The sequence below is a fragment of the Bifidobacterium sp. LH_230 genome, from assembly GCF_056357555.1.
In genome coordinates this window covers 1-22,435 of the sequence record NZ_JBKEWJ010000021.1, presented here as the reverse complement: position 1 = coordinate 22,435, position 22,435 = coordinate 1, and the positions used below count along the sequence as shown (strand labels likewise).

Annotated in this window: 12 protein-coding genes and 1 rRNA gene; 12 read left to right on the top strand and 1 reads right to left on the bottom strand. The window is 63.6% G+C overall.

What is annotated here, in order from left to right; translation table 11 throughout:
• The first annotated feature begins 120 nt into the window (after positions 1-120).
• The 8 genes from AC1A0G_RS09675 (at position 121) to ilvC (AC1A0G_RS09640) (ending at position 11,971) form a co-directional block, all read left to right on the top strand.
• Positions 121-1,407 carry an adenylosuccinate synthase gene (locus AC1A0G_RS09675; RefSeq protein ID WP_214372712.1) on the top strand — a complete coding sequence of 429 codons (1,287 nt, stop codon included), beginning with the start codon at positions 121-123 and terminating at the stop codon, positions 1,405-1,407.
• A 182-nt stretch (positions 1,408-1,589) separates the two neighbouring features.
• Complete coding sequence (locus AC1A0G_RS09670) at positions 1,590-2,771, top strand: fluoride efflux transporter FluC (RefSeq protein WP_476529297.1); 1,182 nt, start codon at positions 1,590-1,592, stop codon at positions 2,769-2,771.
• Positions 2,765-3,142: a fluoride efflux transporter FluC gene (locus AC1A0G_RS09665; RefSeq protein ID WP_476529295.1), complete on the top strand. Its 378-nt coding sequence runs from the start codon at positions 2,765-2,767 to the stop codon at positions 3,140-3,142. The genes AC1A0G_RS09670 and AC1A0G_RS09665 overlap by 7 nt, the downstream gene beginning before the upstream one ends.
• A gap of 147 nt (positions 3,143-3,289) precedes the next feature.
• Complete coding sequence (locus AC1A0G_RS09660; RefSeq protein ID WP_476506332.1) at positions 3,290-4,441, top strand: LacI family DNA-binding transcriptional regulator; 1,152 nt, start codon at positions 3,290-3,292, stop codon at positions 4,439-4,441.
• A gap of 537 nt (positions 4,442-4,978) precedes the next feature.
• The gene (locus tag AC1A0G_RS09655) at positions 4,979-6,307 is read left to right on the top strand and encodes an MFS transporter (RefSeq protein WP_476506333.1); all 1,329 of its coding nucleotides are present in this window, start codon (positions 4,979-4,981) and stop codon (positions 6,305-6,307) included.
• 712 nt (positions 6,308-7,019) lie between these two features.
• On the top strand, positions 7,020-8,723 hold the full coding sequence (locus AC1A0G_RS09650) for an MFS transporter (protein WP_476529293.1): 1,704 nt from the start codon (positions 7,020-7,022) through the stop codon (positions 8,721-8,723).
• A gap of 525 nt (positions 8,724-9,248) precedes the next feature.
• On the top strand, positions 9,249-10,613 hold the full coding sequence (locus tag AC1A0G_RS09645) for an MFS transporter (RefSeq protein ID WP_476529291.1): 1,365 nt from the start codon (positions 9,249-9,251) through the stop codon (positions 10,611-10,613).
• 305 nt (positions 10,614-10,918) lie between these two features.
• Positions 10,919-11,971, top strand: coding sequence for a ketol-acid reductoisomerase (ilvC, locus tag AC1A0G_RS09640; RefSeq protein WP_476529289.1), 1,053 nt, complete (start codon positions 10,919-10,921; stop codon positions 11,969-11,971).
• Between the two features lie 222 nt (positions 11,972-12,193).
• Here the strand turns inward: ilvC (AC1A0G_RS09640) and AC1A0G_RS09635 are convergent, their stop codons facing one another.
• The gene (locus AC1A0G_RS09635) at positions 12,194-13,198 is read right to left on the bottom strand and encodes a DUF559 domain-containing protein (RefSeq protein WP_476529287.1); all 1,005 of its coding nucleotides are present in this window, start codon (positions 13,196-13,198) and stop codon (positions 12,194-12,196) included.
• Positions 13,199-13,725: 527 nt separating this feature from the next.
• On the opposite strand from AC1A0G_RS09635, the gene ilvC (AC1A0G_RS09630) reads away from it, so the two are divergent.
• The 4 genes from ilvC (AC1A0G_RS09630) to AC1A0G_RS09615 form a co-directional block, all read left to right on the top strand.
• Positions 13,726-14,778, top strand: a complete 1,053-nt coding sequence (gene ilvC / locus AC1A0G_RS09630) for a ketol-acid reductoisomerase (protein WP_476506336.1) — start codon at positions 13,726-13,728, stop codon at positions 14,776-14,778.
• A gap of 292 nt (positions 14,779-15,070) precedes the next feature.
• Positions 15,071-19,120, top strand: a complete 4,050-nt coding sequence (locus AC1A0G_RS09625) for a glycoside hydrolase family 2 TIM barrel-domain containing protein (protein ID WP_476529285.1) — start codon at positions 15,071-15,073, stop codon at positions 19,118-19,120.
• Between the two features lie 264 nt (positions 19,121-19,384).
• Positions 19,385-21,574: an acyltransferase family protein gene (locus tag AC1A0G_RS09620; protein WP_476529284.1), complete on the top strand. Its 2,190-nt coding sequence runs from the start codon at positions 19,385-19,387 to the stop codon at positions 21,572-21,574.
• A 522-nt stretch (positions 21,575-22,096) separates the two neighbouring features.
• A 16S ribosomal RNA gene (locus AC1A0G_RS09615) occupies positions 22,097-22,435 on the top strand; the annotation flags it as partial.

Below are 22,435 nucleotides of genomic sequence, written 5' to 3'. Positions count from 1 at the left end.
GGGCCGGGGGCGCCGAGAGGTTCAATGCTCCGTCCGCAGCGCGGGCCGTTTACACGGCGGGTAGAGGCGATAGGGTAACCTGTTCGTCGGCAGAATAAGGCGATGTGGCGGAGGTACGTTATGGCTGGAATCGTGTTGATCGGCGCTCAGTGGGGCGACGAAGGCAAGGGCAAGGCGACCGACCTGATCGGAACGAAGGTCGATTATGTCGCGCGCTTCAACGGCGGCAACAACGCGGGACACAGCGTCGTCGTCGGCAACGAGTCCTACGCGCTGCACCTGCTGCCGTCCGGCATCATCAGCCCGAACGTGACCCCGGTGATCGGCAACGGCGTCGTCGTCGATCCGGAAGTCCTCTTCGAGGAGATCGACGGCCTGCAGTCGCGCGGCGTCGACTGCTCGCGCCTGCTCGTCTCCGAGGCGGCGCACGTCATCGCGCCGTACCACCGCGTGCTCGACAAGGTCACCGAACGCTTCCTCGGCAAGCACAAGATCGGCACCACCGGCCGTGGCATCGGCCCGGCCTACGCCGACAAGATCAACCGCGTCGGCATCCGCGTGCACGACCTGTTCAACGCCGACCATCTGCACGACAAGGTTGAGGCCAGCCTGCACCAGAAGAACCAGATCCTGGTCAAGCTGTACAACCGCCGCGCCATCGACGTCGACCAGACCACCGACGAGCTGCTCGCGCTTGGCGAGCGTTTGAAGCCGTACGTCGCCAACACCGGGCTCATTCTGAACAAGGCGCTTGACGAGGGCAAGACCGTTCTGTTCGAGGGCGCGCAGGCCACCATGCTCGACGTGGACCACGGCACGTACCCGTTCGTCACGTCCTCCAACCCGACCGCGGGCGGCGCGTGCACCGGCACCGGCGTCGGCCCGACCAAGATCAACCGCGTGATCGGCGTCTCCAAGGCATACGTGACCCGCGTGGGCGAAGGCCCGTTCCCGACCGAACTGTTCGACGAGTCCGGCGACTGGCTGCGCGCGCAGGGCCATGAGTACGGCGTGACGACCGGCCGTCCGCGCCGCTGCGGCTGGTTCGATGCGGTCGTCAACCGTTACGCGAGCCAGGTCAACGGCCTGACCGACATCGTCCTGACCAAGCTGGACGTGCTCACCGGCCTCAAGGAGATCCCGATCTGCGTCGCGTACGACGTGGACGGCGAGCGGTACGACGACATGCCGACCGACCAGGCCGCGTTCGCTGCCGCGAAGCCGATCTACGAGACGATGCCGGGCTGGAGCGAGGACATCTCCGCCGTCCACTCGTTTGAGGACCTGCCGGCGACCTGCCAGGCGTACGTCAAGCGTCTCGAGGAGCTGTCGAACTGCCGCATCTCCGCGATCGGCACTGGCCCGCAGCGCGACCACATCATCTCCGTGCACTCGCTGATCGACTGATTGGCCACGGTATGGCTCCCTCTCGTGGGGAGCCGCCGGTGAAGCTGGCTGAAGGGGTTACTGTCCGGCACGTTGCGTTCGATACAATGCACATTGCGTCCGACGCTTACTGGTCGATGCGGTACGTATCTGATTGATGTGCTGACGACGCGTTCGTAGTACTTGAAGATGGAGAGGGAGACATGACCGACGAGGAACTGCCGTCGCTTGAGATGCCGATTTTCAAGCCGGTCATGCCCGAGGGGGAGACGGATGCTGACTCTTCCCTGTCATCTCGACCGAGCGAAGCGAGCGGAGAGATCTCTCCCGATGGCGCTACGTCCGCCCCGGAAGAAAGATTTCTCGACTCCGGCCTTCGGCCTTCGCTCGAAATGACAGGGGAGAGCACCGAGCCGCAGCAGTCGTCCGAAACGCCGGCCGACGAGGTCAACTCGCAGCCCACTACGGGCGAGACAACGAACGATCCGTCCGGCGTTTCCGCGTCCGCCGACCCGGCCCCCACGACCCAGGAATTCGCGTCGACCCGCGTCAACGCGTCCTCCGGTCACCCCATCGTCGCGATCCTCGGCAAAGGCCAGCCCGCGCCCCCGCAGATCCCGCTCGCCCCGATGAAACGCATGCAGGCCCGCTTCAATCCGCTTGCGGACGGCATGCTGTATCTCGTCGTCTTCGTCGGCGGCTTCGTCGGCACCGGCATGCGCTACGGACTGAACCTGCTGCTGCCGAATCCGGCCGCGCCGAGCGGCTTCTTCCATGCGTTTCATCCGGCCACGTTCATCGCGAACATGTGCGCGTGCTTCATCTTCGCCGCGCTCAGCGCCTACATGTCGCAGGCGTCGTGGATTCGTAAACGCGCCCGCGAGCTGACCAGCCGCGGCGTCGGCATGGGCATGTGCGGCGGCTTCTCGACGCTGTCCGCAATGGCCATCGAAGACCTGACCTCGATCCACAACACGCAGATCGGCGGGTTCCTGTTTTACACGCTCGTGAGTTTCGCGTGCGGTCTGCTGGTCGCGTGGATCGGCACGAAGATGGCGTTGTCGCTCGCGGCCAAGCATGCCGTCAAGGCGCTGCACGAGCAGATCGACCGCGGCGACGGATCGCATATCGCACGATCGTCCGCACCGTCCGGCGACTACGGCCAGCCGCAGTCCGGCGAACGGTCCGTTTCGTCGGCATCCGCCGCGTCGGTCGCATCTGCGATCGGCCAGTCGTCCGTCGACCCGGCATCCGCAGCCGACAACCAGTCGATCGACACGTCGTCCGCCACCACGTTCGTCCCGTCGTTCGAACCGGACCCGGTGACCGACGAAATCCAGATGGTCGCGGACCCGATGCGAGGGGAGGCCCACCCGAAATGCTGACGTTCCTTGCAGTGGCCGCGTGCGGCGGCGTGGGCGCGGTGACCCGCTTCATTCTGAACACCTCCATCCAGCGCTGGTGGAACCGCGCGTTCCCGATGTCCACGTTCGTGATCAACGTGATCGCCACGTTCTGCGCAGGCATCGCGGCCGCGGCCTACGCATACCAGACCGTCGACCAGTCCACGTACCTGCTGTTCGTCACCGGCTTCCTTGGCGGCTTCTCGACGTTCTCGACCGCGATCAACGAGATGGTCTCGCTCGCCCGCAAAGAGCGGTTCGGCATGGCGGCGCTGTACTGCGCGCTGACGATCGTCGTGCCGCTGCTGTGCGTGGCCGCCGGCTGGTTCTGCATCGCGGCCACGCAGGCGTGACGCATCTGTTTCGTTTCGTTCCACTCTCGTCACCCGCCACCAGCGAACCGGTTCGATGTATTCGAGTAGAATAATCGAGGAGTGCATTGAGGCGGCCCCCGAAGTCGGGGAGCCGCGCGAGATTTCGATGCGGAAAGGCGGTGTGCCGTGGTAGGCATGCGTGACGTGGCCAAAAAGGCCGGGGTGTCCCTGAGCACGGTGTCGCTGGTGGTCAACGGCACCGGATACGTGTCCGACGACATGCGTGAGCGCGTCACCGAGGCGATGCAGTCGCTCAACTACATCCCCAACGAGCTGGCCCGCAACCTGTACCGCGACCGCACGAACATGATCGGCGTGATCGTGCCGACCATCCGCCACCCGTTCTTCGCCACGTTCACGTCCGTGCTGCAGCGCGAGTTCTCCAAACGCGGCCTGCGTACGATGCTGTGCTCGACCTCCGACTCCGACAAGGGTGAGTCCGAATACGTTGACATGCTGCGCCGGCACATGATGGACGGTCTGGTCATGGCCTCGCATACCGCGCATCCGGCCGACTACTGGACTTCGATCGGCCGGCCGGTCGTCGCGTTCGACCGTTACCTCGGCCCGGGCATCCCGGCGGTCGGCTCGGACCACGAGCAGGGCGGGCGCATGATCGCCGAACAGTTCATCCGATCCGGCGCGAAGCACGTCGTGATGATTGGCGGGCCGCGCTCGCAGTTCCACGATCTCGCGGCGGGCGGTGCGGACACCGTGGGGGACGGCGTGCGGGACATGACCTTCCCGACTGTCCGGTACTACCTGACGCTGGAGCGCGAGCTGACCGCGGCCGGCGTGCGCTGCGACTACGTGGAGGCCGGTGAAGTCAGTGATTTCGAGGGGTATGCGGTGGCCGCGTGGCACGTGGTCGACTGGTTCGCGATGACCGACGACGCGCGGGACGACACGGCTGCCGGCGAGTCCGGCGATGGTGATCGGGAGAGGGTTCGCGTTCGCGGCGAAGGCGCGGTGGACGCGATCGTCAGTTCGGATCTGGGCGCGGCGTATGCGGTGCAGGCCGCGTTGCGCTGCGGGTTGCGCGTGCCGGACGACGTGCAGATCATCGCGTACGACGGTACGTATATGGCCGGGGCCGCGGGCATCCGGCTGACTGCGGTGCGTCAGGATTTCGATGCGATCGCTACGGCCGTCGCCGACCGCATGATCGGTCTGATCGAGCAGGAAAGCGGCGATGGGGCGGCTGATGCTGCCGGCATGGTCGGCGCTACGTCCGATCTGATCCCGCTGAGCCTGCACGTCGGCGATACCACGCGCTGACCGTTTTCCTCCCGGGCTTACGGCCGGTTCCGGGGCGCAAACCGGCCGTAAGCCCGGGAAGGCGCGCGGATTTTCGGAACGTTCCCGGGCTTACGGCCGCTTGCGGTGCGGGAAATGGCCGTAAGCCCGGGAAGGTGTGTGGTTTCCGGTTCGGCTCCCCGGGCTTACGGCCGGTTGTGACGTGGAAACCGGCCGTAAGCCCGGGAGGAGTGTATGCCTGAGTGGACTGTAAGCCCGGGCGGGGTGTATGCCCGGAGGGTGTGTTGGTTTCCGGCCCCGGGCTTACGGCCGTTTGCGGGGGCTGGAACGGCCGTAAGCCCGGGAGCGGAGGGGTGTTACAGGTGGGAATGTGCGGGAAGGCGCCTGGGAAACAGCGGCGGCGTGTCGAACCTGTTCGAGTTTGACCGAGTCGAACCGGTTCGATACAATATAAGCCGTGCGGCGAGGACGGCGAGCGACGTGATGTGACTCCCAACCAAACCCCAGACAATCTCAAACAACGCAGTTATCAACGTAGTTATCAAAAAGGGGATAATTATGGCGAGCACAGCAGTCGTGCACGACCCGGCGGTATCCGCCGACGGTCACCGTCCAACCAAAGCAGAAGTCATCCGCCTCGGCGTCGGCTTCACCATCTCCGCAGTCGCCTGCGCCATCCCGTGGGTCGCGCTGAGCTCCATCATCCTGCCGGCCGTGCTCGAAGGCATCGACGCAGCCAGCAAGGAACCGATGCTCGGCCTCATCAACGGCATCGGCTCGATCGTCGCCCTGTTCGCGAACATCATCTTCGGCACGTTCTCCGACCTGACCCGCTCGCGCTTCGGCAAGCGCACGCCGTGGATCATCGCCGGCGGCATCGTGACAGGCCTGTCGATCGGCGCGATCGCATTTGTCCACACGCATGTCATGATCATCCTGCTGTGGAGCCTTGCCCAGCTTGGCTACAACATGATGCTCGCCCCGTACGTCGCCACCATGTCCGACCGCGTGCCCGACATGTTCCGCGGCACCGTCGCCGGCTTCTACGGTGCCGGCATCGTGGCCGGTCAGACCATCGGTTCGTTCGTCGGCGCACAGCTGCTCAGGAACGGCGACGCCGGCATCTTCACCGGCTGGATGATGGGTCTGGTCATCTTCGGCCTGTGCGGCATCGTCGTCGTGATCATCTGGCCACGCGAGAAGGCGAATCAGGACGAGGCCCGCGAGGCCGTCACCGCCAAGTCCGTGCTGCTCAGCTTCCGTCCGCCGAAGAACGCGCCGGACTTCTACTATGCGCTCGCCGGCCGCACCCTGATGATGGGCGGCTACTGGATGATCAACACCTACCAGCTGTTCATCGCGCAGGACTACGTCTTCGCCGGCGACCCCGACTCCAAGAACAAGGCCGCATCCGTGATCGTCACGATGTCCCTCATCACGCTCGTCGTCTCGCTGATCTCCGCCGTGTTCGCCGGTCCGGTCACCGACAAGCTCGGCATGCGCAAGCTCCCGGTCGCGCTCGCCAGCTGCCTGTTCGCGGTCGGCGCGCTTATGCCGTTGCTGTTCCGCTCCGAAATGGGCATGTACCTGTTCGCGGGCATCGCCGGCCTCGGCTACGGCACCTACAACGCGATCGACCAGGCGCTCAACGTGTCCGTGCTGCCGAACCCGGAGGAGGCCGGCAAGGATCTGGGCATCCTGAACCTCGCCAACACGCTGTCCACCGTGATCGGCACCGCGATGACCTCGCTCATCGTCGTCATCGTCAAGTCCGTGCTCGGCGTGACCCAGACCCCGCCGGTCGCGTACTCGGTGGTGTTCATCGTCGCGATCGTGATCGTGCTGATCGCCGCCTGGCTCATCATGCGCATCAAGAACGTGAAGTAGTCGGTCGATTCTTCCTTTCCCTTCCCTTCCTTTCCTCCCATCCATCCCGTAAGTGGGTGTTTGCCTACCACGAACAGGCCGTTGAGGATGGCCGCTTGTGGTAGGTGAACGCCCACTTTCGTGTAAGTGGGTGATTGCGGACGAGATAGCGGGCGATTGCGGACAGTTAAGTGGGCAAACGCGGACAATATCGGTTCGATCAGCCTCGTAAGTGGGTGTTCGCGGACGCCATAAGTGGGTGCTCGCCTACCAGATATTCGTAAGTGGGTGTTTACCTACCACGAAAACCTCGATTTTGGCTTTTTCGTGGTAGGTAAATGCCCACTTTTTGTGTAAGTGGGCGGATTCGGACAGTTCAGTGGGGGAGAGCGATCTGATTGGCCCTGGCCGGGCTGTATCTGCTGACCACTACCATATCTGCGTAGAGAGAAACACGTAAACGGATGTTCGCAACGCATGTGTCATGTCGACCGAGAGCCGCGAGCGGAGAAATCTCTTGCCGGCCAGTGGCTGTGAAGGATTTCTAGGCTCGGCTATGCCTCGCTCGAAATGACCGGACCATTGCGAAACAGACACGGCATTTACCAGACGTGGTGCGGCTGTTCCTTTTCTCTGCTCCCCCTGAAGGGGGAGCTGTCAGCGCAGCTGACTGAGGGGGTGAAACACCCAACGCATTATGTCCGGCAAGACATCAGGGAGAGGTAGACGAACCATGACCGACAGTCAGTCCAATCCGCAATCCACGCCGCAGGAGCCGCAGACCCCGCCGCAGCCCAAGCCGCTGCCCGGACAGATCTACATCCGCCCCGGCATCGACGACCGCCCGGACCTCGACAAGGCGCTCACCCCCGAAGACAAGAAGGCCATCGCCCGCCTCGCCGTCCGCATCGAACGCGAAAAGCCCGACGACTCCGCCGCCCACGCCGAAACGCAGGCCGTGCGCATGTCCACCGCCGGCTCGCCCGCCGTGGCCACCGCCGTCGCGCCCACGCCGATCGCCGACGCATCGTCCGCGTTCCTCGACATGCGCGACCCGATGGTCGCCGCCGACGGCACCAAGCCCAGCAAGCCGGAAGTCCACCGTCTCACCGTCGCCTTCACGCTCGCCGCGCTGCTGCGCACCCTGCCGTGGGCGATGCTCAACATGGTTGCCCTGCCGGCCCTCATCGACCGTCTGTACGGCAGCCCGTTCGACCATCGTGCCGCGACCGGCGCCGCGGCCGCGGAATCCGCCCACATCGCCGGCATCGCCCCGCTGCCGTGGCTCGCGCTCATCGTCGCGCTCGGCTCGATCGTCGGTCTGCTGGCCAACGTGGTCATCGGCGTCCACTCCGACCATACGCGCACGCAGTTCGGCCGCCGCACCCCGTGGATCATCGCGGGCGGTCTGCTCAGCGCGCTGTTCACGCTGCCGCTCGGCGCCCTCGGTTCCGCCGGTGCCATCCTGTTCTTCTGGCTGCTGCTGCAAATCACCTACGCCATGCTCGCCGCGCCGCTCGCCGCCGCGTTCGGCGAACGACTGCCCGACAAGTTCCGCGAACATGCGATGCGCTGGCGTGGCGTCGGCCTCATGGTCGGTCAGATGCTCGGCGTCGCGCTCGGCGCGGGCGGACTCGCGCTGGGTGGCGATCTGCCGTTCGGCCTGACCGCGCTCGCGTTCATCCTGTGCACGGTCGTGACGCTGCTCGTGTGGCCGAAGGAAGGCTCCAGCGAGTCGATCGCGTCCGTCAAGTTCAACTCCCGTCCGGCGCTCGCCGCGATGTTCAAGCTGCCGGCCGGCGATGAGAACGCCGCGTTCCGCCGTGCGTACTTCGCCCGCATCTGCATGATGACCGGCGTCGGTCTGATGACCGTGTTCCAGTGGATGATCGTGCGGCACTACGTGCTCGCCGCGTGGCTGATGGACGCGCGTTCCGTCGCGACGTCCGCGCCGGCGATCCTGCCGGTGTGCTCGGCGATGCTGGTGATCGCGCTTGGCGTGTGCATCGGCGCGGGCCTTGCGGCCGGTTGGTCCGAGTGGCTCAGCGAGTGGTGCGAGGAGAAGAACGTGGCCACGCGCGTCGTCGTGATCGTGGCGTGCGCGGTGTACGCCGCGGCGATCGTGATTCCGCTCGTGCTGGGCATTCTGTTGGCGCCGACGGTCATCAACGTGGGACTGTTCGTGTACGGTCTGCTGACCGGTTGCGCGTTCGGCCTGTACGACGTGTTCAATCAGGACGTCGTCGCCGAGTCGATCCCCGATCCGCGTGACAACGCGCGCTATCTCGCCGTGCTCAACGTGGCGACGACCTACGGCACGGTGATCGCGTGCTGCCTTGGCGTGATCGCCGTGATGTCGGCCGGATACGTCGCGCTGCTCATGGTCGCGATCGTGGCCGTGCTCATCGCCGCCGCGCTCACGCCCAAGGCCGCGTAAGTCCGGGTCACATAGTGAACATGCGCTGGTTCGCCGCGGCGGCCGCTCCTATCGTGTGGAACCAGTCGAGCACACAGCTCGGTGGTTTCGTTCGATACCGAAAGGAGGTTCGCCACGATGACTGGATACACTGCAACCGTTGAGTTCAACGCTCTGCTGTCCGCACGAATTATTATTCCGTCTTCGTTGGCGGACTGATTCGGCATACAGCTTGAAGCCCCGCCAACGAAGGCAGGGTGCAAGCGAGAAGTCGCGATCTTCGCAAGAAGCCCTGCCTGAATGGCGGGGCTTTTTTGATACGCCCCACAAGGTCACCGGTCAAATCACAAGCTGTACATCTTGGCCCCCTCGGCTGAGGGGGCTGTCAGCGAAGCTGACTGGGGGAGCGTCCACCCAAGAAACGCTCCAAGGCTTCCGCCTATCCCCAATCCGCGTCACGGACAGTCCCGCAAACCAAAGGGAGCCAACAAGCGAACGCAATCACATACGACGTAACGAACAACACACAGACTACAGGAGCATCACATGTCAGCAGTGGAATCCACGACGCGCACCGCCGTGGCCGGCAAGCTGAAATCCGCCGCACGCGATTCGGTCAAAACCGTCATCGCAGCCTCGATGGTCGGCACGGCCATCGAATTCTACGACTTCTACGCCTACGGCACCGCCGCGGCGAACTACTTCCCGCACATCTTCTTCTCCGACAAGACCAATCCGACCGTCGCCATGCTGGCGAGCTTCCTCACGTTCGCGATCGCGTTCATCGCCCGCCCGCTCGGCTCGCTCGTTTTCGGCCACTTCGGCGACCGACTCGGCCGCAAGGCCACGCTGGTCGTCTCGCTGATGACGATGGGCGTCGGTACGTTCCTGATCGGCTGCCTGCCGACCTATAAGACGGCCGGCGTGGGCGCGGTCGCGATGCTGTGCCTGCTGCGGTTCGTGCAGGGCGTCGGCCTCGGCGGCGAATGGTCGGGCGCGGCGCTGGTCGCCACCGAGAATGCGCCGGAAGACAAGCGCGCGCTGTACGGCTCGTTCCCGGAGCTGGGCGCGCCGATCGGATTCTTCCTGTCGAACGGCACGTATTTCGTGCTCGAGTCGTTCAACGATTCCGATGCGATGCTCGCGTGGGGCTGGCGTGTGCCGTTCCTGCTGAGCGCGGTGCTCGTGGTCGTCGGTCTCGTCGTGCGCGTCCAGATGGAGGAGACGCCGATCTTCCGCATGGCTCAGGAGAAGCAGCAGGTCGTCAAGGCCCCGGTGGTCGAGGTGTTTAAGAAGTCGTGGAAGCAGGTGCTGCAGGCGACGTTCCTCGTGGCCGTCACGTACACGCTGTTCTACACGCTCGCCACCTGGTCGCTCGCATGGGGCACGAAGACCGGCGCCGAAGGCGGCGGCGATCTCGGATTCACCAATCAGGAGTACCTGCTCATGCTGATGATCGCGATCTGCGTGTTCGCCGCGTTCATCGTGATCTCCTGCGTGAACGCCGACAAGTTCGGCCGTCGTCGCGTGATCGTGACCTCGTCGGTGCTGCTCGTCGTGTTCGCGCTGCTGTTCCCGTTCCTGCTCAACGGCCAGGTCGTCGGCCAGCGCAACTTCTTTGCGAACATGGTGTTCCTGTGCGTCGGCTTCGCGCTCATGGGCACTGCGTTCGGCCCGATCGGCGCGTTCCTGCCCGAGCTGTTCGATGCGAACGTGCGCTACTCCGGCTCCGGCATCGGCTACAACCTCGCCGCGATCGTCGGCGCGGCGTTCGTGCCGACCATCGCCACGTGGCTCAGCTCCCACTGGGGCGTGCACTCCGTGGGCCTCTACCTCGGCGTGATGGCCGTCTGCTGCCTCGTCGCCGTCCTCACCTGCAAAGAGACAAAGGACGTTGACTTTACGAAGTAGCCTCTTCCTTTCCCTCCCCTACATAAGGGGAGGGTGGCAGCGAAGCTGACGGGTGGGGTCACCAAGAGACTCCCCCCGTCCGCATCACCGCCCCGTCATCAATCCACCCAAACATTACATCCCCAACCAATCATTCAATATTTGGACGTGACCATCCACGCCAACCCCTACCGGACTAGAACAGTGCGGCAGGAGACGATGACTTTCCTCTACGGGACACAATCCCAACGTCGAAAGCCCTACCAATCTCACCGATTGTCGGGCGCCTTACCAACGCCCACAAGCAACATAAAGGAGTGCCTATCATGGCAGCAACTATCTGGTACGAAAAGGACGCCGATCTCTCCGTGTTCGATGGCAAGAAGGTCGCCATCCTCGGTTACGGCTCGCAGGGCCACGCTCACGCGCTGAACCTGCGCGACTCGGGCGTCGACGTGGTCGTCGGCCTGCGTCCTACCTCCAAGTCCGTGGAGTTCGCCAAGGAGCAGGGCCTCGAGGTCAAGCCGGTGCCGGAAGCGGTCGCCGAGGCCGACGTCGTGATGATCCTGCTGCCTGACCAGTACCAGGCCAAGGTCTACAAGGAGGACGTCGAGCCGAACCTGAAGCCGGGTGCCGCGCTGGCGTTCGCTCATGGTTTCAACATTCACTACGGCTACATCAAGCCGTCCGAGGATCACCCGGTCTTCATGGTTGCCCCGAAGGGCCCGGGCCACATCGTTCGTCGTGAGTACGCCGCCGGCCGTGGCGTCCCGGTCGTCGTGGCCGTCGAGCAGGACCCGGATGGCAAGACCTGGCCTCTGTGCCTCGCCTACGCCAAGGCTCTGGGCGCGCTGCGTGCAGGTGCCATCAAGACGACCTTCACCGAGGAGACCGAGACCGATCTGTTCGGCGAGCAGGACGTGCTGATGGGCGGCATCAACCACCTGTGCGACATGGGCTTCGACGTGCTGACCGAGGCTGGCTACCAGCCGGAGATCGCCTACTTCGAGGTGTTCCACGAGCTGAAGATGCTGGTCGACCTCGCCAACGAGGGTGGTCTGAACAAGGCCCGTTGGTCCTGCTCCGACACCGCCCAGTACGGCGACTACACCTCCACGGTCATCACCGAGGAGACCAAGAAGCGCATGCAGTACCAGCTCAAGCGCATTCAGGACGGCTCCTTCGCCAAGGAGTTCATGGACGATCAGGCCGCCGGCGCTCCGAAGTTCAAGAAGCTGCAGGAGGAGTACTCGCACCCGCACCTCGAGACCGTCGGCCCGAAGCTGCGCGCCATGTTCTCCTGGAACAACGGCCCGGCCAAGGATCAGGACGAGGCCGAGTCCTTCAACGGCAAGATCGCTCGTACCCAGGTTCAGTGACCTTTATCGTGCCGTTGCGGCCGCGCTGATCGCGTGACTGCATAATACCCCTAAGCCGCCGTCTCCGTTCATCCCGTCGGGGCCGGCGGCTTTGTACGTTTCACGGGTATCACCATGCACGCGGAGCGTGACCGGGAGCGGGGCTGCGAGTGGCCGTCATCATGGAAACGTTGAAAAATCAACCTTTTTAACGATGCCGCAATAATTGTGTGTCGCTCCCGGTCACGCTCCGCGTTGCGCATGTCGACGCCGACGCTGGCGTGCGCGGTTCGCTCTACGTCGCTCGTCATCAAGTAATGCACGATACTGCGGCAATGGTTGCTCGCTCAGCGTCCTGCCTAGCGCCCGTGCAACCTGTTCCGCCATTGATCGGCATCCCTCCGCGGTCAGAACGTCGTCGGCGAAAACCACGATGACTTGGTATCGTTCTTCGCGTAAGGCGCGCCTTGTGCGTTCGTCCCGACGATACTGCCGTTTGTCGATCCTGTGAGCGTCGCCGTCGTATTCGATGACCACCCGCTGTTGCGGATAAGCCAAGTCCACGGATACGGTCCGTCCCAACGATCGGATATATATTGGCCACTGGGTTTGCGGACGGGGCAGTCCGTATCGCAACAGTCCCAAAATAGCGCGTGCCTCCATCGGCGAATCCGTGACGGTTTCCAAAAACGGTAGCGCGGCTAGGCACTGTATTTTTCCGGGGAATGCGGGAGTCTGACTGAGAAACTGGCGTATGTCGTCGATGCAGATGGATACGCACCGTGTGGCGGCCCTCAGTATGGCATCGGCGAGCACGATGACTTCGATTTGACTGAGATGTCGAGACAGGATCGCCCATGTAATCAATGGATGGGTGAAGACGATCCGTTGTCCGTTGTGTTGGCAAGCCAGATTGCCCGGGGTCGGATTAAGAGACGACCATCGCAGATACCGCGTGTCGACTCGGTCTGGCCGTCGCGTCCTCGCTTCGTACAGGACGTGGAACATGCAGGCCTTAAGCGTGACGTTGAACGGGATCTCAATGCAGCAAAGTTTCAATGCGGTCAGACCGGTGTATACGGGAGTCGTATGCGACCGGGAGGTGTGCGCGGCGCATTGGATGATAGTGGCCGTTTGCGTACGGACCAGTGATTGGGCCAGATAGTCGCGTGGAACGGTGGTGTCGGTCGGGGTCGATGACGGTGCTGGTGCTGGTTGATGCGGCGGCGCGTTGTTGTATGTGTTCATGGCAGTAGCGTAGATACTATTTGGCGATTGCCGAGTGAAAAACGAGGTATGTGGTCGAAAGGTACGTTTCGACCACATACCTCGTTTTCGCTTGCGTCAACAATCGATATGTGATATCCGATAATTCCCCCGTTATGACGCGGAGCGTGACCGGGAGCGGGGCGCAATCATTGGGGTATGTTTCAAAAAGGTTGATTTTTCAACGTTTTTTATGATAGCGACGATGCGTCGCCCCGCTCCCGGTCACGCTCCGCGACGCAAAGGGGGAAGGAGAGTGCGGTAGACTGTCCACGTTTGGAACGTGACGTGGCTCACGTTGTGGACGATGACCGGATGGCGACGGGGTTATCGGTAGGATGGGGAGCAGTTCCGAGGACAAAATCCTCACGCTTGAGACGTTCGGGCCAGCCGCCCGAATACCCAAACGCGCAGAATGATGTACACAACACATAATGCGCAACCACACAACACCGTGTGCCGTGCCACGTCCCCGTGTGCGGCGGCACGCAAGTACAAGGAGTGCTTACATGGCTGCACAAATCTGGTATGAGAACGATGGCGATCTGTCCGTGCTCGAAGGCAAGAAGGTCGCGATCATCGGTTACGGCTCGCAGGGCCACGCCCACGCGCTGAACCTGCGCGATTCCGGCGTCGACGTAGTCGTCGGCCTGCGCCCGACCTCCAAGTCGGTCGAGTTCGCCAAGGAGCAGGGCCTCGAAGTGAAGTCCGTTCCGGAAGCCGCCGCCGAGGCCGACGTCATCATGATCCTCGCCCCGGATCAGTACCAGCGCACCATCTGGGCCAACGACATCGAGCCCAACATCAAGCCGGGCGCGGCCGTCGCGTTCGCCCACGGTTTCAACATTCACTACGGCTACATCAAGCCGTCCGAGGATCACCCGGTGTTCATGGTCGCGCCGAAGGGCCCGGGCCACATCGTGCGTCGTGAGTACGCCGCCGGCCGTGGTGTCCCGGTCGTCGTGGCCGTCGAGCAGGACCCGCGCGGCGACGGCTGGGCGCTGACCCTGGCCTACGCGAAGGCCCTCGGTGCCCTGCGCGCCGGCGCCATCAAGACCACCTTCAAGGAGGAGACCGAGACCGATCTCTTCGGCGAGCAGAACGTCCTCATGGGCGGCGTGAACAAGCTCGTCGAGATGGGCTTCGAGGTCCTCACCGACGCCGGCTACCAGCCGGAGATCGCCTACTTCGAGGTCTGCCACGAGCTGAAGATGCTCGTCGACCTGATGAACGAGGGTGGTCTGAACAAGGCCCGTTGGTCCTGCTCCGACACCGCCCAGTACGGCGACTACACCAACACCGTCATCAACGAGGACTGCCGCAAGCGCATGGAGTACCACCTCAAGCGCATCCAGGATGGCTCCTTCGCCAAGGAGTTCATCGACGACCAGGATGCCGGCGCCCCGCACTTCAAGGAGCTGCAGGAGAAGTACTCCAACGAGCGCATCGAGACCGTCGGTCCGAAGCTGCGCGCCATGTTCTCCTGGAACAAGGATGGCGTGAAGGACGCCGACGAGGCCAACTCCTTCACAGGCAAGATCGCCCGCGCCCAGGTTCAGTGACGTTCCCTTCGTCGACTGACCGAGTCGCGTGTTCTTCTGTCATTTCGACCGAGCGTAGCGAGCGGAGAAATTTCCCAGGAAGTATTGCCCGGTAAAAGATCTCTCCACTCGGCTATGCCTCGGTCGAAATGACACGGGTACATACAGGTACCGGGCAAGAGCGCCTAGATGACAGCCGCCGTTTCCGTCTCTTTGGAAGCGGCGGCTTCGTCGTATTCAGGCACGCCGGACAAACCGTAATGGTAGCGTTATCATCGATACCGGCCAACCAGCCCGAAGGAGCGCCGAACCCATGTTCATCCCACGGTATTACGAAAACCTAGACACCTCGCACGTCGGCACCGAGCCGAACCGCGCCTACTACATCCCCGCTTCACGCCGCATGGACACCGTCGGCGAACGCCGCGCGAACTCCGACCGGTTCACGCTGCTCAACGGCGACTGGGATTTCAAGTACTACGCCAGCATCTACGATCTGGATGACGACGTTCGCGCCGCCCACGCGGCCGGCCTTCCCGCATTCTTCGACGACGGTTTCGACGGTGTCGGCACGGACGCCGACGCCGAGGTCTGGGAGCATCGCGCCGCCGTCAGCCACGGTCGCGAGGCCGCCGGCTTCACCGCGATCCCGGTGCCGAGCGTGTGGCAGAACCACGGCTTCGACGGCCACCAGTACACGAACGTCAACTACCCGTTCCCGCTCGACCCGCCGTTCGTCCCGCACGACAACCCGTGCGGCGTCTACATCCACGAGTTCGAGCACACGCCGAACGATGCCGCCCCGCGTACCTTCCTCAACTTCGAAGGCGTGGACTCGTGCTTCTACGTGTGGCTCAACGGCACGTTCATCGGCTACTCGCAGGTCTCGCACTCCACCAGCGAGTTCGACGTGACCGACGCGCTCGTCGACGGCATGAACATGCTCGCCGTGCTCGTGCTCAAGTGGTGTGACGGCAGCTATCAGGAGGATCAGGACAAGTTCCGCATGTCCGGCATCTTCCGCGACGTCTACCTGCTCGACCGGCCGGAGGACGCGATCCGCGACTACTTCGCGCACACGTCGATCTGGCGCAACGTCGATCCCGACAAGCTGGACGATCTGACCGACGCCGAGTACGACGCGTCGCCGGTCGATCATGCGACCGTGGACGTCGACTTCGCGTTCTACGACAACGTGGACGTTCCGGTGACCGTGCAGCTGTTCGATGCGGACGGCGAGCTGGTGGCCGAAACGCAGGCCGAGCCGATCGATCTTGCGAACGTTGGCGCGGCTGCGAACGATGGCGATGACCTGTCTGACGACGAAGATGATGCGGATGATCTGATCGACGAGGCCGAGGATGTGCTGCTCGACAATGCCGACGCGGCCGACAAGGGACTGCTGGACGGCGACGACACGGCCGATGGTGCCGCCGCCGATGACGAGTCCGCCGACGATCTGGAAGAAGGCACCGTCGAATCCATCGACGAGATCGCGGACGAATCTGAGCCGACCGACGCGGAATCCGCGCTGCACATCGCCATCGAAACCGGCACCGCGTCGCCGATGATCATCGACACGGACACCGCCGCCGGCGACAGCGCGTTCCTGCCGACCGCGCACGCGCAGCTCGTCGTCAACGACCCCAAGCTGTGGACCGCCGAAACCCCATACCTGTACACCATCGTCTACACCACGGCGAACGAGACGATCACCGATCACGTCGGCATCCGCGAGATCAGCGTCGACGGCAACGTCGTCAAGGTCAACGGCAAGCCGATCAAGATCCACGGCGTCAACCGCCACGACTCCGACCCCGTCACCGGCCCGGTCATCAGCGAGGCGCAGATCATGCGCGACCTGACGCTGATGAAGGAGCACAACGTCAACGCGATTCGCACCAGCCACTACCCGAACGCGCCGCACTTCTACGATCTGTACGACCGACTCGGCTTTTACGTGATCGGCGAGGCCGACGACGAGAGCCACGGCACCGATCAGGAGATCGCCGAGGATACGAGCTGGGAGGCGTCGTGCGCCCGCTGGCCGCGCATGATCGCGGACAACCCGGCGTTCACCGCGCCCACCGTCGACCGCGTGCAGCGCTGCGTCGAGCGCGACAAGAACCGCCCGAGCATCATCTTCTGGTCGATGGGCAACGAATGTGCATACGGTTGCACGTTCGAGGCCGCGCTCGCGTGGACGCAGGCGTTCGACCCGAGCCGACTCACGCACTACGAGTCCGCGCGGTATGTGACGGCCGATCGCGAGTATGATTTCAGCCATCTCGACATCCACAGCCGCATGTATCCGCCGCTGGAGGACATCGACCAGTACTTCTCCGAGGAAGGCCCGCGCACGCCGGACGGCAAGCACGACGGCACCTTCGGCGGAGACGATGGTGACAACGGTGTCAAGCCGTACTTCATGTGCGAGTTCTGCCATGCGATGGGCAACGGCCCGGGCGATCTCGAGGAGTACTTCGACCGCATCCAGCGTTACGACGGCCTGGTCGGCGGCTGCATCTGGGAGTGGTGCGACCATGCGATCGACCGCGGCACGAATGCGGCCGGCAAGCGCGAGTACGCGTACGGCGGTGATTCGGGCGAGTATCCGCACGACGGCAACTTCTGCATGGACGGTCTCGTGTACCCCGACCGCACGCCGCACACCGGCCTGCTCGAGTTCAAGAACGTGTACCGCCCGGTGCGCGTCGCCGGATTCGACCCGGCCGCCGGAACGGTCACGCTGCACAACTACTACGACTTCCTCAACACCGCGGACGCGGGCCTGTTCCTCGACTTCACGCTCGTGGTCGACGGACGGCCGACCGTGAACGCCGTGTGGGAAGACGATGCTCAGGCCGGCGATGTGTTTCGCGTGAAACATCCGGGCAACTACGCGCCTTCCATGCCGGCGATCGAGCCGCACGGCGAGACGACCGTGGAACTGCCGACTGCGATCCGTTCTGCGATTGCGAAGCTGGGCGAGTCGGCCGGCAAGGTGACGCTGCTCGTGCGCACGTATCGTCTGACCGATGATGGCGTGCTGCTCGCCGGATTCCCGCTCGGCTTCGACGAGGTCGCTGTGCCGACCGCCGATCCGCGCAACCAGACCGTCGTCGCGCTGCTGGAAGCGGTTCGTGACGACGACCCGGCGGCCGAGGACGAGGCCACGGAGGCTGTGGAGTCTTCTGAGACCGGCTGCGCATGCGACGGCGACCGCGACTCCGCGCAGTGCGCGTGCGGTGACTGTGCATGCGGCAAGGCCGATGGCGAGCCGGCTGCCGCCACCGGAACGTCGCCGCTGTTCTCCGGCGAATCCGGCACCGTCATCCCGCCGCTGCTCACCGTGTCCGAAACGTCCCGCACGATCACCGTCGAATCGCCGGACTTCCGGTACGAACTCGACAAGCGCACCGGTCTGTTCTCGTCGATGACGTTCGCGAACCGTTCGCTGCTCGACCGTCCGATGGAGGTCAGCATCTGGCGCGCACCCACCGACAACGATCGCAATGTTCGTCACGAATGGGAACGTGCGCAGTATGATCGTGCAACCGTTCGCGCCTACGAGGTCGGTGTGCTGGTCGACGAGGACGATGTGATCGAGCCGACGCCCGATTCGGTATCCGACATGGATATGGTCGCGCCGGACATCGCCGCGCAGTCCGAAGGCGAACCGACGTTCGTTGCATCGTTCGGCGGTGCGAACGATCGCGGTGGCGCGCCCGTCGTCGATACGAACGCGGTATCCGTCGCCGGCGACGTGACGATCCACGCGCGACTCGGTCTGGTCGCGCCGATCGTCCAGCGCATCGCCGACATCGACGCGACGTGGACGATCCACGTCAACGGTGCGGTCGAACTGACGATGGACGTGACGCGCGACACCGCGTTCCCGTTCATGCCGCGCTTCGGTCTGCGTCTGTTCGTGCCCAAGGCGATGCGCGACGTGACGTACTGCGGTCTCGGCCCGGTCGAAAGCTACGCCGACAAGCGTCGCGCCAGCTGGCACGGCGTCTTCTCCGGTACGCCGGCCTCGCTGTTCGAGCCGTACATCAAGCCGCAGGAGAATGGCAACCACCATGACTGCGACTGGGCGTCCGTGGCCGGCGACGGCGTGACGCTCACGTTCTTCGGCGAGCAGACGTTCGACTTCCAGGCGCTGCCGTACACCGCCGAGGAGCTGACGCGCAAGATGCACAACAGCGAGCTCGAACAGGCGGATTCCACCGTGGTGAACGTGGATTACGCGCAGTCCGGCATCGGGTCGAACAGCTGCGGACCGGCCTTGGCCAAGCAGTACCGGCTGGATGCGGAACAGTTCTCGTTCACGATCGGGCTGTTGCCGTCCGCGCACTGACGGCCGCGAAGAACGCATGGGCGACGAGTTTCTCTGACCGCCGCTTCGCGGGCCGTGCGGCGAGGAAACCCGTCGTGCGATGTTGCCGCTGACATAAGTACAGGTCCCGGTAGGAGCGTTCCTGTCGGGACCTCGTCATATCGGCATGGCTGCGATCACGGCTGACAACGTTTGCCATATGGCGGCTCGCTGAACGTTCCCGGCCATGCCCGGACGGATATAATCGGGGGGATTACCGGAATCGCCATCAAGGAAGTTCAGAGCATGGAGAACCCCCGCCAGTCACGCGCGGCCTCGTCCCGACGCATCACCGACGATATGCGTCGTGCCGTATCGACGAGCACGGATGCGAATACGGCTGCAAACGCAAGCATCAGTGCGAACGGTCGCACCAGTGCAAACCGTCGCACACGGTCGCATATCACCGCCATCGACGGTCTGCGCGCACTCGCCATCATCGGCGTGGTCGCCTACCACACGCGCCCGTCGTTGCTCGCCGGCGGCTTCCTCGGCGTCACCGTCTTCTTCGTCATCAGCGGTTTCCTCATCACCCGCAGCCTGGCCGCGCAACTGGCACGCACCGGCACACTGTCCTACGGCACATATCTGATGAAGCGCTTCAGACGACTGATTCCGCCGGTCGCGGTCATCATCGCGGTTACCGCGCTGGCCAGTTACCTCATCGCGCCGAGCCTCTTCGCCAAAGCCCAGTCCGACGCCCTGCCGTCCATGCTGTTCGTCAGCAACTGGGTCTACATCTTCCGCCACGTGTCCTATTTCGCGGCCGCCGGTCTCCCGTCGCCGCTGACGCACCTGTGGTTCCTGAGTCTGCTCATGCAGTTCTACCTGCTGTGGCCGATCGTGCTGCTCGCGCTGTATCGCAGCGGACTGTCCCGTACGATGCGAATCGCGGCCGTCGCCGCGCTGACGGTACTGTCCGCCGTGCTGATGGCGGTGCTGTTCGACCCGACCGCGGCCGGCAGTCGCGTCTACTACGGATTGGATACGCGCGCCGCCGAACTGTTGTGCGGCGCGGCACTGGCGATGCTGATCCCGTCGCGCAAGCCCGACACGGCCCGGCGTCGGAGGGCACATGCCGTCGGTCCCGTCGCCGCATCCGCCCGTTCGCGGCATCTCGGCGTCGGCGATCTCGCCGGCCTGACGCTGCTGGTTGCGATGATCGTCGCGTTCGTCGTCATCCGGTCGGATTCGACGTTCCTGTACCGCGGCGGCTATCTGATCGCGGCTCTGCTGGCCGCGCTGCTGCTCGCGCTGGTGATGGTGCCCGGCAATCTGGCCGGCCGCGTGCTGTCCGCGGCTCCGATGCGTTACCTCGGTTCGCGGTCGTTCTCGCTGTATCTCGTGCATTATCCGATGCTCGAAATGATGAATCCGGCGACGCGCGCCACCGACCTGGCATGGTGGGAGTGGATCGTGCAGGCGATCGCATTGCTGATCGCTGCCGAGGTGTTCTATCGGCTGATCGAGCATGTGCCGGCCGGTGTTGCGTCCGTGGTGCGTGTGGCCAGTGCCGCTGGTGCCGATGCCGTGCGCGGCCTCGGCAACGCGGGTGGTTTCGACGGTGCGGGTCGTGCGGCTGCCGTGCGGTGGGCGCAATCGGTTGCGCGGCGTGCGATCGTCATGCTGAGCGCGGTCGCCGTGGCGTTGCTGTGCGTGCTGCCGCTCAACTGGGGTGTGATCGCGTCGGCCCGTGCCGCGTATCTGCGTCCGGTCGTGGCGCAGACCGCGAAGCCGAAGACCCCAAAGACCCCGTCGGCGGGAACGGCGCGGTCAAAGACGGCTTCGGGGAATGATGCCGGTCAATCCGCTGCCGATAACGGTTCCGGTTCGGCTGACGGTTCTGCCGATGACCAGGGCAAGGATTCGTCGGGCAAGCTGGTGCCGGTGGCCGAGAAGGTGCCGAAGAATCTCGACACGACCGGCTGGACGTACGATGCGACCACCGGTGTCTGCACTGCCGATCCGCTGATCATCAGCGATTCGATCGAGCTGGGCGCGCGCAGCGTAATGGATGTCGTCATGCCGAACGCTGTGCAGGACAACGAAGTGAGCCGTCCGATCACCGCGTTCCCCGACCTGTATCAGCAGCATGTGGCCGCTGGCGAGGACAAGCGGGTGGTGATCGCCGCGCTCGGCGCCAACAGTGCGAGCGTCGATCGGCCGGAGATTCTGGAGAATGTGGTGGCGTCCGTGCAGGGCAAGCCGCTGTATTTCATCACGGTCCGCTCTCCGATGATCAGTCAGGATTGGGTGAACGAGAACCTGCGCTCGGTGGCGGCGAAGCACGACAACGTCGGTATCATGGATTGGCATGGGCTGAGCGAGGGACACGACGAGTACTTCGCTGACGACGGCACGCATCTGACGCAAGGCGAGGGGCTGGGCGCCGAAGCCTATTCCCGCATGATCGTCAGTGCGTTGTGCGGGCAGTGAGTGCGCGTTCTGTGCATGATGGTTGACCGGAGCGGCGTATCGAACGTTATGCGCGTTTGATACGCCGCTTTGTTGTATATGCGTCCGTAGCTGCAGGTTGGTGTGTTGTTTGCCTTGTGTTTGGTTATGGGGTTTAGTGTGGGGTTTGTTGGACGTGGTTTGCTGGCGCGCGACACGCCGAGGGAGGCGTGTGTTTTCTAGGGTTTTGCGGTTGGTGGTCGGTTGTCGATTTGCGTGGTTGGTGGTTGGTGTGTATGTTTATCTCTTGCTGCTCAGCGCGGCGGGGTTCTTCTCCTGAAGGGTGTTGCCTCGTTGACGTGGTGGTGGTTTGAGAACTCAAGAGCGTGTTTGTACTACTTCTTTATAGTCAATGATTGCCAGTTCATTCCTCGCTTCCTGTTTTGGGGAGTCCATGAGAGTGGGTAATGAGGGGTGAGGTTTTTGTGCGAACGTCCTTCCTTATAGGATGTTTTGTCAATTTTGTTTTGTGAGTCATCTTTTCGGATGTCTTCTGCATGGTTTTTTGTGGAGGGTTCGATTCTGGCTCAGGATGAACGCTGGCGGCGTGCTTAACACATGCAAGTCGAACGGGATCCCTCAGCTTGCTGGGGGTGAGAGTGGCGAACGGGTGAGTAATGCGTGACCGACCTGCCCCGTACTTTGGAATAGCTCCTGGAAACGGGTGGTAATGCCGAATGCTCCGATATGCTGCATGGCGTGTCGGGAAAGGGTTTACCGGTATGGGATGGGGTCGCGTCCTATCAGCTTGACGGTGGGGTAACGGCCTACCGTGGCTTCGACGGGTAGCCGGCCTGAGAGGGCGACCGGCCACATTGGGACTGAGATACGGCCCAGACTCCT